Origin of the sequence: Algoriphagus sp., from assembly GCF_029254265.1 — a bacterium.
Classification (GTDB): domain Bacteria; phylum Bacteroidota; class Bacteroidia; order Cytophagales; family Cyclobacteriaceae; genus Algoriphagus.
Genome location: NZ_JAQWXX010000099.1, coordinates 61198 through 73841, shown reverse-complemented (window position 1 = coordinate 73841; position 12644 = coordinate 61198). Strand labels below are relative to the sequence as shown.

The 12644-nt window shown below is 39.9% G+C and carries 10 protein-coding genes; 7 read left to right on the top strand and 3 right to left on the bottom strand.

The features are described from left to right. Positions 1-5 precede the first annotated feature (5 nt). From P8O16_RS15310 to P8O16_RS15300, 3 genes are all read left to right on the top strand, one after another. A complete protein-coding gene (locus P8O16_RS15310; RefSeq protein WP_300316312.1) occupies positions 6-1355 on the top strand; it encodes a Gfo/Idh/MocA family oxidoreductase in 1350 nt (449 codons plus the stop codon). Between the two features lie 303 nt (positions 1356-1658). After that, positions 1659-4676: a TonB-dependent receptor gene (locus P8O16_RS15305; RefSeq protein WP_300316311.1), complete on the top strand. Its 3018-nt coding sequence runs from the start codon at positions 1659-1661 to the stop codon at positions 4674-4676. A 6-nt stretch (positions 4677-4682) separates the two neighbouring features. Then, complete coding sequence (locus P8O16_RS15300; RefSeq protein WP_300316310.1) at positions 4683-6353, top strand: RagB/SusD family nutrient uptake outer membrane protein; 1671 nt, start codon at positions 4683-4685, stop codon at positions 6351-6353. 113 nt (positions 6354-6466) lie between these two features. Here P8O16_RS15300 and P8O16_RS15295 read toward each other — a convergent pair whose 3' ends face one another. Then, positions 6467-7531, bottom strand: a complete 1065-nt coding sequence (locus P8O16_RS15295) for a LacI family DNA-binding transcriptional regulator (protein WP_300316309.1) — start codon at positions 7529-7531, stop codon at positions 6467-6469. Positions 7532-7658: 127 nt separating this feature from the next. Here P8O16_RS15295 and uxaC point away from each other — a divergent pair, with 127 nt between their 5' ends. The 4 genes from uxaC (at position 7659) to P8O16_RS15275 (ending at position 11731) form a co-directional block, all read left to right on the top strand. Beyond that, positions 7659-9098 carry a glucuronate isomerase gene (gene uxaC / locus P8O16_RS15290; protein WP_300316308.1) on the top strand — a complete coding sequence of 480 codons (1440 nt, stop codon included), beginning with the start codon at positions 7659-7661 and terminating at the stop codon, positions 9096-9098. Between the two features lie 2 nt (positions 9099-9100). Further along, positions 9101-9919, top strand: a complete 819-nt coding sequence (locus P8O16_RS15285) for an SDR family oxidoreductase (protein ID WP_300316307.1) — start codon at positions 9101-9103, stop codon at positions 9917-9919. Between the two features lie 94 nt (positions 9920-10013). Next, on the top strand, positions 10014-11177 hold the full coding sequence (gene uxuA, locus P8O16_RS15280) for a mannonate dehydratase (RefSeq protein WP_300316350.1): 1164 nt from the start codon (positions 10014-10016) through the stop codon (positions 11175-11177). Then, a complete protein-coding gene (locus P8O16_RS15275) occupies positions 11174-11731 on the top strand; it encodes a sugar O-acetyltransferase (protein WP_300316306.1) in 558 nt (185 codons plus the stop codon). Before uxuA ends, P8O16_RS15275 begins: the two co-directional genes overlap by 4 nt. 60 nt (positions 11732-11791) lie before the next feature. On the opposite strand, the gene P8O16_RS20560 is transcribed toward P8O16_RS15275, so the two are convergent. Further along, complete coding sequence (locus P8O16_RS20560) at positions 11792-11905, bottom strand: hypothetical protein (protein WP_367182820.1); 114 nt, start codon at positions 11903-11905, stop codon at positions 11792-11794. Next, a complete protein-coding gene (locus tag P8O16_RS15270; RefSeq protein ID WP_300316305.1) occupies positions 11902-12597 on the bottom strand; it encodes an amidohydrolase family protein in 696 nt (231 codons plus the stop codon). Before P8O16_RS15270 ends, P8O16_RS20560 begins: the two co-directional genes overlap by 4 nt. Positions 12598-12644: the final 47 nt, after the last annotated feature.

The window sequence follows — 12644 nt, the reverse complement described above, 5'->3', positions numbered from 1 at the left end:
TTATCATGAGCAATAACCCCAGAAGACAATTCATTAAAAAATCCGCCGCTGCGACCTTTGGACTCTCAGCATTGGGTTCGATGGCCTTTTCAGCAAAATCCTACGGGAATATTATTGGAGCAAACGATCGGATCAATGTTGCGATAGCAGGATTAGGAAGAAGATTGGGTGCTTATTATGAGCCGATCGGCATGAAATCCAGTAATGTCAATCTCTTGTACCTCTGTGATGCCATGGAGTCTCAAATGCCAAAAGCTGCAAAGAATTTTGCGAAACATATCGATTATGCTCCAAAACTTGAGCAGAATGTTATGAAAGTGATGGATGACAAAGATGTCGATGCAATGATCATCGCTACTCCGGATCATTGGCATGCTCCCGGAACTTGGCTAGCGCTGGAGCGTGGAAAGCATGTTTATGTAGAAAAGCCCTGCTCCCACAATCCCAGAGAAGGCGAATTGTTGATCGCACTCCAAAAGAAATACGGGAAAGTGGTACAAATGGGAAACCAACAGAGATCTGCTCCGGAAAGTCGGGAAATAATAGCAGCCATCCACGCGGGCGTAATAGGAACAGCCTACAAGGCTACTGCATTCTATAGTAATGGTCGAGGTGAAGTTCCTTTGCCAAAAGTAGCACCTGCACCTGAAGGATTGGATTGGGAATTATTTCAAGGTCCAGCTCCTCGAAGAGCCTATACTCATGATACTTGGGATTACAACTGGCACTGGTATGGCTGGGAATATGGAACAGCTGAAACCGGAAATAATGCCACCCATGAGCTTGATGTGGCTAGATGGGCGCTCCAAGTAGATTATCCAAGTATGGTGGAAGTAGAAGCTGCAAAGCGTCATTTCCCTCAGGATGGTTGGACGATGTACGATACAATGGAAGCCCAATTCAAATTCGAAAATGGCTCCGTGATCGAATGGGATGGAAAAAGCAGAAACGCATACAATACCTATGGGTCTGACCGAGGCACCATAATTTATGGAACAGATGGGACAGTTTTTGTGAATCGAGGAGGTTATAAGCAATATGACCGAAGCGGAAAATTAGTCAAAGAAAATCTAGGCGGAGGCAATGAAGGAGGAACTCAGCTTGGTGGTGGAGGAGATATGAGCACCATGCACGTTGTCAATTTCTTTAATGCTGTCAGAGGAACTGAAAAGCAAAACTCCAATATCGAGGAAGGTGCCGTCTCTACCCTACTCTGTCATTTGGCCAACATCGCTTACCGTACAGGAGAAACCTTGGTTTGTGATCCTAAAAATGGTCACATTCAAAATTCCGAAAAAGGAAAAGCCCTTTGGTCCCGAGAATATGAAAAAGGCTGGGAACCGCCGAAAGTATAAGGATTAAAAATCTACCGCTTTAGAAAAATTGCTAAAGCGGTATTTTTTTGACTATTTATTACTTAGCATTTTTTGACAGGAAAAGTTTTAGTCATTTATTCAGTTGAGTTTTTAAAAGCTAAATAGATGGAAGGTATTTTTTTAGACTCGCAATCGATTCCGTAGGTCATAGATGGAATATCTTGAGAATTATTTTGCTATCCAGTAACTTGACGAAATCAAGTAGCACAAGTGTCATTGTTACTTTAATGATTAAAGCTGCTTGATAAATAAATTTATTTTATCAATAACCCTAATCTATTTATGCGTCCAAAAATTTACACACACCTATTGGTGGTGGTCTTTTTGATGCTCTGCGCCTCAAGCGCTTGGGCTCAAAATGTTCAGGTACGAGGAGTCGTGTCTGATGAAACGGATACTCCCCTTCCAGGAGTAACCATCCTTGTAAAAGGGACCACTACCGGAACCACTACTGACCTAGATGGTCAGTATGCAATCAGTTCACCATCAAACGGAATTTTAGTATTCTCTTTTATTGGATATACCCCGATTGAACGGGAAGTGGGTAATCAGTCCGTAATCAATATTAGCCTAGAGCCGGATTTAGCAGATTTGGATGAAGTAATCGTCGTGGGATATGGAACTTCCAAGAAAAGTCAGCTAACGGGAGCGATTTCCTCTGTAGGCAGCAAGGAAATACAAGAATTACCTATCACAGATGCAAGACAAGCCCTTCAAGGTAGAGCTGCGGGAGTCGATGTAACTCAACCAGGATCTAAGCCAGGCTCAGCACCTCAGGTACGTATTCGTGGTCGAAGATCATTTAATGCATCAAATGAACCACTATATGTGGTCGATGGAATACCTCTTGTAGGAGGTTTGGATGATATCAATCCACAGGACATCACATCTATGGAAGTCTTAAAAGATGCATCGGCAACTGCTATCTACGGCTCGAGAGGTTCTAATGGTGTTGTTTTGATTACTACCAAAAGAGGAACTAAAGGAAAGACAATCGTATCTTTAGACTCTTATTATGGTTTGAATAGAGAACTTGGAAGAATCGATGTTTTCAATGGAGCAGAATTCGCTGAATATAAAAGAGAATCACGTCGCACGAGTGGTGAGTATCCCGCAGGTCCGGCTACCCCATCTGCAGATGAGTCATTATTTGAACCGGTAGAACTTGAAGGTATAGCCTTAGGAAGAAGCACGGATTATGTAGGAGGTTTGTTAAGAAATGGAGCCATCCAAAGTCATCAAATTGGTATAAGTGGAGGATCTGATAAAACAACATTCTTTGTTTCTGCCAACTACTTTAACGATAAGGGTGTTATCAAAAATCAAGATTTTACCCGATATACCTTCAGAGCAAATATTGATCATCAAATCAATAAAAAGATCAAATTTGGCACATCTACTTTAGTTTCATTCAGTGAGAGAAATGGAGAAAATTTTAATCCACTTGGAGGAGCATTAGCTGAAAACCCGCTAGGCAAGCCATATGATGATGAAGGAAATATCATCTTTTTACCTACTTCTGATGGTTTAAGAACCAATCCATTCGCAGAGATTGTTCCGGGTGCTCAAGAAGATCTAACAAAAAACTATAGAATCTTCAACAGTATTTTTGCGAATTATGAAATCCTCCCTGGTTTGAATTACAGATTGGTATTCGGTCCAGATATCACAGTAAGTAGAAACGGTAGGTTTACAGGCTCGCAAACCAATGCTAGACGAGGTGGTGCTGCCACTGGTAGTGTAAATGACCAATTCACTTTCAACTACACCTTAGAAAATATTCTTACTTACAATAAAAAAATTAAAGAAGTTCATAATTTAAATTTAACTGCTCTTCAATCTATTCAGCAGAATAAGTTTGAACAGACAACGGTATCCGTACTAGGAATTCCAGCAGAGTCGCAATTCTACAATAGATTAGGTGATGCTTCACAGATTACAGGAGCAAATACCAATTTAGTAGAGTGGTCATTGATGTCCTTTATGGGAAGATTGAACTATGACTATAAAAATAAATTCTTACTTACTGCTACTTTGAGAGCAGATGGCAGTTCCAGATTCGGTGAAAACAACAGATTTGGTTATTTCCCATCGGTTGCAGTTGGATGGAATATTCATTCGGAAAGCTTCATGCAAAACTCTTCCTTAATAGACCAATTGAAGCTAAGAGTATCCTATGGTGAAATCGGAAACCAAGCTATAAATCCCTATCAAACACAGGCACTCTTAGGAAGAACAAGTTATGCATTTGACAATTCTGCAGCTTTTGGATACAGACCAAATACAATTGGAAATCCGGATTTAAGATGGGAAACCTCTACTACATTCAATGTAGGTTTGGATTTTGCAATATTGGAAAACAGAATATTTGGAGCTTTGGAATATTACATTACCAACACCTCTGACTTGTTAGCTCCCCAACCACTTCCAAACTCTACTGGATTTGGAGGGTTTACAACAAACATTGGTGAGACGCAGAATAGAGGCGTTGAGTTGACACTTTCTTCTTTGAATATTGAAAAAGGTGATTTCACTTGGACCACAGATTTGATTTTTACTAAAAACACTGAGGAAATCATCTCACTTCCAAATGGTGATGACATCTCTGCTGGAAGATTTATTGGTCAGCCACTGACTATATTTTATGACTTGAAGAAAATCGGAATCTGGCAGACGAGTGAATTAGATCAAGCAAAAGCTTTCGGTAGTAAACCAGGAGAGATAAAAGTTGAAGATTTTAATGGCGATGGCAAAATCAATGCAGATGATAGACAATTCTTAGGTTCTGCCGTAGCTGATTTTGCGATGGGTATGACAAATAGATTCTCTTACAAAGGCTTTGACTTCTCTTTCTTCATTTATGGGAGATTTGGATCAATGCTTAGATCTCAGTTCCATACCAGTAATAACTCGCTGGCAGGAAGGTATAATAATTTGGACATTGATTATTGGACTCCTGATAACCCTACCAATTCTTATCCAAGACCTAACGTAAATCAGGAAAGTGCGAAGTATGCAAGTTCAATGCAATATTTTGATGGTACCTTCATTAAAATCAGAAACATCAACTTGGGTTATAATTTAACTCCTGCTGCAGTCGAAAAAATTGGTTTCACAAGCCTGAGAATATATACCAGTATTCAACAGCCTTTCATTTTCGCAAATTATCGATCAGAGCATAAAGGTATCGATCCGGAAGTATTTATTGACGGAGAGCAGGGTGTAGGTGGTGGAGTTGTTAATTCGAACGTTTCTCCTGCAGTTACTTCTTTCACATTTGGTATTAATGCAAAATTCTAATCAAAGATGAAAAAATTAGCAATAAAATTTAACATATGGGCTAAGTCTTCCGCCCTAATCCTAGGGATTTCAATGATGGCCTCCTGTAGCGGATTTCTTGATGAAGACGTTGTATCACAAATCGGTAATGACTACCTAACTACCCCAAAAGGTCTAAATGATGGTGTCAATGCTGCTTACAGCACTATGCGAGCTTGGTACGGAACTGAGCGTGGAAATAATTTAACGATTTTCGGAACAGATACCTATACTAATGGTGCGGATGGATCCTGGAAATTCATGAATTTTTATACGAATCAATTTGATTCTCAAAATGGTCATATACGTGAACTTTGGGATGAATTTTACAGAGGTATAAATACTTGCAATGCTGTAATCGACAGATCTGCCGATGTGACTGGAGTGTCACAGGAAGTTGTTTTACAAAGAATTTCAGAGGCTAAATTTATCCGGGCACACCATTATTTTATCATGGTGCAATTATTCGGAGGTATTGATTTGCAACTTTCTGAGACTTCAGTGCCTACAAAAGAAGTAACCAGAGCATCAGTAGCTTCTGTGTATGCAGCGATTATTAAAGACTTGGAGGAAGCAATTCCAAATTTGGAAGCAAAGGCAAAATCAAGTGATTATGGTAGAGCCACAAGACCTGCTGCAGAGCATTTGTTAGGCAGAGTTTATCTAACTAAAGCTACTTCAGAAGCTGGTGAAGCATCCGATTATAGTAAAGCTGAAGCTGCTTTGCAAAGTGTAATTAATAACTATGGTTTAGCCCTTCTACCGGATTTCGGAGATGTTCACGCATTTGGTAATGAAATCAATGACGAGGTAATTTGGTCCACACAGTATACCAGAGATCCTTTGACAAACGGTGGAGGAAATAACGCACACGTTTTCTTCTTGATGGAATATGATGTTCAACCAGGTATGATTAGAGATACTGAAAATGGAAGACCATTTAAAAGATATAAAGTAACAGACTATACTTTAAACACTATTTTCGCTGATAGAGAAAATGATTCCCGTTATTCTAAATCATTTGTAAGTGTCTTCCTTTCAAATAGACCAGGTACTTACAATACTACATTTGATAAGTCAAAAGAGACAGTAACTTTTGCTCAAGGCGACACTACCATGTGGCTTCCTGGTTACAATATACCTGCTTCGGAAAGAGCAAAATATCCTTATCAAGTGTTAACTCCTGAATTGTACACTGAAAGATTATTTCCTCCTATGAAGAAACATATGGATCCAGGAAGAGCTGACAGAACTCAATTTGCAGGAGGTAGAGATTATATAGCATTTAGATTAGCTGATACTTATTTAATGCTTGCTGAATCTCAATTCCGTCAAGGGAAAATGGCTGCTGCTACTGAGAACATCAATGTAGTAAGAAGAAGAGCTGCATTCCCTGGCAAAGAAGCCGCTATGGAAATACCTGAATCTGATTTAACATTTGAGTTTATCACAGAAGAAAGAGAAAGAGAATTGCTAGGTGAGCAAAGCAGATGGCTGGATCTTAAGCGTTGGGGTATCTTAGTGCAAAGAGTGAAGCTTTATAATCCACAAGCAGCTGCGAATATTCAAGACTTCCATGAGTTAAGACCAATCCCTCAGAATCAAATCGACCGGGCAGAAGGAACTTCCAGCGCATTCCCGCAGAACCCAGGGTATTAATTGACATATATAGATCTGGTTAAACAAACAAAAAGCTGCTCTTGATTGGAGCAGCTTTTTTTGATTGTTGTTTATCCGAAAATCCTTTTCTTTTTAACCCTATCCTGATTTTTTCACTCTGCTACGGTGGAAGACCGAATGGTGATTTTGGAAGGAATCGTAATCACCTGATTAATCAGATCATAGTGTTTTGGTTTCGTCAATTTCCCGATTAGCAATTTGGCACATTCCTGACCTATAGTCAGAGCGGGTTGGGTGATAGTGGTCAATGAAGGATTGAGCAATCCGGCTATTGCGGTATTTGAAAAGCTGATAATTTTCAAATCTTCCGGGATCCGGATTTTGGTGCGTTTGACCGCCTGGTAAGTAGCCAATGCCAATTTTTCAACTGAGGCCATGATTCCATCAGGCCGATTATCTGACCAAAGCATATCAGAAATCAACTTAATATTCTCTTCTTCTGACATACAGCAGTTTAAACTCATGGTAGGTTCTGCGGTAAGTCCAGCTTCATTTATGGCATCAAGGTAACCTCTATAGCGTTCCTTCGTGATCGAAAGCTCTTTACTGATCATTAGAAAAGCTATTTTTTTACAGCCTTGCTGAATCAGATGCTTTGTGCCATCATAAGCACTTTCATAATCATTGGTAATGAACTTTGTCGTGGGAATCTCGGCGCAGATTCGATCAAAAAACAGTAACGGGAGGCCCCTTTCATATAATTTTTGAAGATGAGATATATCGCTGGTCTGACTTGAAACGGACATCACCACAGCATCAGCCCTTCCATTCAAAAGCAGATTTACGATTTTCTTTTCCCGATCGACATCCTCATGTGTATTATAGACTAGTAAGTGATAGCCTTGTTCCTGAGCTATTTCTTCAATGCCATCCATTACCTGAGCAAAAAAGTTATTGATTCGCTCGGGAATAATCACAGCAATAGTCTTGCTTTTATTTTCACGAAGGCTTCTCGCAAACTGATTCGGGTGATAATTCAGCTTTTCAGCCATTCGGATAACCTTCTTCTTGGTCTCTTCACTGATTTCGTAACTATCATTCAATGCTCTGGATACGGTTGAAGGAGCTAATTTCAACTCCAGAGCAAGTTCTTTAAGGCTTATTCCTGCTGCCATAGTGTTTAGGTATTTTTTGGGTACTTCCAAAATACTAATCATTCACCTTATTCTGATTATTTAGCTCTCATTATTTCGCAATCGTTTCCGTATTTTAATCCTAATTTAGCCCCGAATCAGGGTAAATTTAACTTTAAACTTATTGGCCTATACCCTTCAATTGTGATTTATGTCATTAGCCCCTGTTAACACCAGCTTTCTCACCGAAGATTTTCTTTTAAATAATGAATACGCGAAAATTCTTTATCATACTTACGCCAAGAATCTTCCGATCATAGATTACCATAACCACCTCTCGCCTTCCGAAATCAACCAAAATAAAAAATTTGAAAACCTTTCAAAAGTTTGGCTGGCCGGAGACCATTATAAATGGCGGGCAATGCGGACCTTAGGCATCTCCGAAAAATACATCACGGGAGATGCCTCGGATGAAGAGAAATTTCAAAAATGGGGAATGACCGTACCCTACACCATGAGAAACCCGCTTTACCATTGGACTCATCTGGAACTGAAACGTTATTTTGATATAGAGGATCAGCTCCACGAAGGAAATTCTAAAGAGATCTATTCATTCTGTAATCAAAAACTGAGACAGGATGAATATTCCACCTTAGGTCTGTTGTCCCAGATGAATGTAGAGGTTGTCTGCTCTACTGATGACCCGGCTGATTCACTTTTAGATCATTCTGAATTTCACCTAAAAAATCAAGAAATCGGAATGTATCCAGCCTTCCGTCCAGATAAATCCTTTGCGGTAGAAAATCCTAAAACGTATCGGAATTACCTTGAGAAATTAGAGCATGCTGCAAAGATTAAAATCCACTCTTTCGATTTGCTTCTTGAAGCACTCCAACATAGAGTTGATTTCTTTCACAGCCGCGGGTGTAGACTTTCAGACCATGGCCTAGAGAAACTATACCATTTTGAAGGCAATGAATATTCGATTGATACACTCTTCAACCATTTGATGCAGGGAAAAGAGCTTATTCCTGAGGAAATCCACTTTTTCAAATATAAAACCCTAGTTGCCCTTTCCAAGATGTACCATTCAAAAGGCTGGGTACAACAGTTTCATCTGGGTGCGCTACGAAATACTAACTCCAGATCACTCCAATTATTGGGACCAGATACGGGATTTGATTCTATTGGAGATTTTGACCAGGCAAAGGCTTTGGCAGGCTTCCTGAATGAACTTGACACCACTGATCAATTGACCAAAACCGTCTTATACAATTTAAACCCAAGGGATAATGAGGTTTTTGCCACGATGATCGGAAACTTCAATGATGGCTCGGTAAAAGGGAAAATCCAGTTTGGTTCAGGCTGGTGGTATATGGATCAGAAAGACGGTATGGAAAAACAGCTAAATACGCTCTCGAATATGGGCTTAGTGAGCTGTTTTATTGGAATGTTGACAGATTCCAGAAGCTTCCTTTCCTTTCCGAGACACGAATATTTCCGTAGAATCCTCTGTAATATCTTCGGAACAGATGTCGCCAATGGGGAACTTCCTTGGGACGAAAAATGGCTTGGCAAATTGATTTCAGATATTTGCTATTTCAATGCAAAGAACTATTTTGATTTCAAATCAGAAAACTTTCAGATCTAACTATGTCTAATTCGCTTTTCTCCTTAAAGGGAAAAAAAATCGTTTTTACCGGAGCCGCAGGAGTTTTGGGTAGCACTATGTGCCTTTATCTAGCAGATAATGGGGCTATGGTAATTCTAGTTGGAAGAACTGCACAAAAAGTCAATAACCTCCGAGATGAAATCATACGGGCTGGCGGAAAAGCTTCTGCATTTGCTGTGGATGTCACCGACGAAACGAAACTGAAAGAGCTCAAGGATAAAATTGAATCAGAAGAAGGCACAATCGATATCCTAATTAACGGTGCTGGAGGAAATATGCCTGGAGCAGTAATTCGGCCCGATCAAACTTTCTTGGATCTTGATTCAAATGCCCTTCGAAAAGTGATTGACTTGAATTACCTAGGTACTGTCCTACCCATCAAAGCCTTACTGCCTTTGTTGCTTGCAAATGGAAGGGGAAATATCATCAATATATCTTCAATGGCAGCCTCAAGACCTATGACTAGAGTAATGGGCTATGCTTCCTCGAAAGCTGCAATTGATAATTTAACCAAATTTCTAGCGGTTGAATTTGCAGGAAAATATGGTCCTGACTTTAGAGTGAATGCTATTGCACCTGGGTTTTTCCTTACAGAACAAAATCGAACCCTATTAACTGAGCCTGATGGGGGGTTGACTCAGCGGGGATATCAAATCATTTCTCACACTCCTATGAATCGTTTTGGGAACCCAGAAGATTTATTGGGTGCTTTGCATTGGCTATGCTCTGATGCTTCCACATTTGTGACGGGAACCGTAATTGCGGTAGATGGTGGGTTTAGTGCATATTCTGGAGTTTAATTCCACTAAATCTAATATTGAACAACGGTATCCTTAATAGAATACCTTCACTATTATCTCAACCTTTAATAACCTTTCAAGTACCATGATAAAAATGCAAGAAACGATGCGATGGTATGGTCCAAACGACCCTGTCAGCCTTCGCGACATTTTACAAGCCGGTGCATCTGGAATTGTCACAGCGCTACACCATATCCCGAATGGGGAAGTTTGGACTCGAGAAGAAATCAAAAAGCGGAAAGATATGATTGAGGCTGCTGGGTTGATTTGGTCTGTGGTGGAATCAGTTCCTGTCCATGAGGAAATCAAAACCCGATCAGGTGCATACCTTCAAAAAATAGAAAACTATCAGGAAACCATACGAAATCTAGCAGCTGAGGGGATTTTTACAGTTTGTTATAATTTCATGCCTATCCTTGATTGGACGAGAACTGATTTGGAATACGAACTCGCCAACGGCGTAAAAGCTTTGCTTTTTGAGAAAAAAGCGGTTCAGGCTTTCGACCATTTTATCCTAAAACGACCTGAAGCAAAAGCCGAATTATCGGAATCAGAATATCAGGAATTGAAAGCTTATTTTGAGTCTTTGACACCTGAAAAACATCAGATGATCATAGATAATATCCTCAAGGGACTCCCTGGGTCAGAGATTGGATATACTATGGAGGAATTCAAGTCAATGTTGGCAACTTATGATGGGATTGATGCCCCTAAGCTTGCGGATCATTTGAGACAATTTCTAGATTCGATCGTGCCTGTTGCTGAGTCTGTAGGTGTGTCAGTTGCGATCCACCCAGATGATCCACCTTTTCCATTGTTTGGACTACCTCGGATCATGAGTACCGCTGCAGATGCAAGAAGAATTTTAAGGGATCAGCCAAGTCCTTCTAATGGATTGACTTTTTGTACAGGTTCTTTTGGGGTAAGAGCAGATAATGACCTTCCTGCGATGGTAGCAGAATTTGGGGACCATATCCACTTTATACACCTTAGAAGTACTAAACGGGATGCCGAAGGTAATTTCTTTGAAGACAATCATCTTGAAGGTGATGTTCCAATGGTAGCTGTAATCGATGAAATCCTTAAAGTACAAGATCGTCGAGGTAAAAGCTTACCGATGCGACCCGACCACGGGCATCTTATGTTGGATGATTTGAAAAAGAAAACAAACCCAGGATATTCGGCAATTGGTCGGTTAAAAGGATTAGCAGAAATCAGAGGAGTTCAGGCTGGTTTGCTTTATTCTAATAAGAAATGACGGAGAAAGAAAAAATGCTATCTGGCCAACTTTATCAGGCAGGAGATCCTGAGCTGGTAAAAGAACGTCTGAAGGCTAGAAAGCTAATTAAAACCTTTAACAACTCTGATCCTGAAGGTTCTGAATTTAGGATTTCATTACTCAGAAAGCTTTTGGGTTCTTCAGGAAAAAACATCTGGATTGAACCTCCCTTTTACTGTGATTATGGTAGTAATATTCATGTAGGTGATGATGTCTTTTTCAATTTCAACTGTGTCGTCCTTGATGTCACTCCGGTAAGACTTGGGGATCGGGTTTTCGTAGCTCCAAATGTTCAGTTTTATGCTGCCACCCATCCGATAGACGCTAAAATCAGGGGAGAACTTTGGGAGTTTGGGAAAGCGATCACAATCGGCAATGATGTGTGGATTGGAGGGGCTTCGGTCATTTGCCCAGGAGTTACTATTGGTGATCGAGTGGTAATCGGTGCAGGCTCAGTGGTAACCAAAAGTTTTCCCTCCGATGTGGTGATTGCGGGAAATCCAGCTCGTATAATCCGTAAAATTGAAGCTTAATCACTTGATCATTTGAAAGAAAATCAAGTGAATAAGCAATCATTCACAACCTTATTTTTCTCAGAATTTTGTGACATCAATTTTGAATAACTCAGCAGCATTTTTCCAGAGTATCAGTTCTTTTTTGTCTTCTGGCAAATCCAGATTTTTCATAAAATTCAAATATGATTTCATGGAGGAAATTGGCCAGTCAGTACCGTACAATAAATATTTGGGGTTACCTGCATGATCATCTGCTCCAATTCGTTTTTCATAAATCGCTCAAATTTTTCCGAAAAATCGCCTAATACCAAACCTGAAAAATCAGCATGCACATTTTTATTTTTGTATGTGACTTCCATGCAATCTTTGATCCAAGGATTTCCCACATGACAGATCACAATCTTTAATTCCGGATAATCAACAGCTAAATCATCCAGATGAATAGGGTGTGAATATTTTACTCTACCCGTAGGAGCATAGGTATCACCAGAGTGAAACATAACCGGAACGTCATATTCAACAGCCATATCATATATAACTTTCATCCGGGTATCATTCGGATAAAACGGCTCGTATCCAGGATAGAATTTCAATCCTTTGATCAATCCAGCTTCTAGGTAATCAGAAATCTCGCGTAAGTCTCGGTGATTATAATTCAGGTAGCTAATCCCTGCCACCACGCCGAGATTATTGCGGTTTGCGATTGCCTCCACCACTTTTTGAGTGCTGGGTCGATTTTCATTGACTTTATAAGAAGTAAGTACAAGCGCATAATCCACTTGATTACTATCCATAGTTTCAGTCAGTCTATCTAAACAATCTTTCAAAGAAACTACTCGATCTTCATGGTAATTATTAATGTGTGTGTGAACGTCTATAATCATATTTAAATTTTATGGTCGATCGAGAAGATACAAATTATAATTCACCT

Coding starts and splice junctions, on each gene's coding strand:
- P8O16_RS20560 (WP_367182820.1), bottom strand. CDS start 11,905: ATGAAATCATATTTGAATTTTATGAAAAATCTGGATTTGCCAGAAGAC.
- P8O16_RS15270 (WP_300316305.1), bottom strand. CDS start 12,597: ATGATTATAGACGTTCACACACACATTAATAATTACCATGAAGATCGA.
- P8O16_RS15275 (WP_300316306.1), top strand. CDS start 11,174: ATGACGGAGAAAGAAAAAATGCTATCTGGCCAACTTTATCAGGCAGGA.
- uxuA (WP_300316350.1), top strand. CDS start 10,014: ATGCAAGAAACGATGCGATGGTATGGTCCAAACGACCCTGTCAGCCTT.
- P8O16_RS15310 (WP_300316312.1), top strand. CDS start 6: ATGAGCAATAACCCCAGAAGACAATTCATTAAAAAATCCGCCGCTGCG.
- P8O16_RS15300 (WP_300316310.1), top strand. CDS start 4,683: ATGAAAAAATTAGCAATAAAATTTAACATATGGGCTAAGTCTTCCGCC.
- P8O16_RS15295 (WP_300316309.1), bottom strand. CDS start 7,531: ATGATTAGTATTTTGGAAGTACCCAAAAAATACCTAAACACTATGGCA.
- P8O16_RS15305 (WP_300316311.1), top strand. CDS start 1,659: ATGCGTCCAAAAATTTACACACACCTATTGGTGGTGGTCTTTTTGATG.
- uxaC (WP_300316308.1), top strand. CDS start 7,659: ATGTCATTAGCCCCTGTTAACACCAGCTTTCTCACCGAAGATTTTCTT.
- P8O16_RS15285 (WP_300316307.1), top strand. CDS start 9,101: ATGTCTAATTCGCTTTTCTCCTTAAAGGGAAAAAAAATCGTTTTTACC.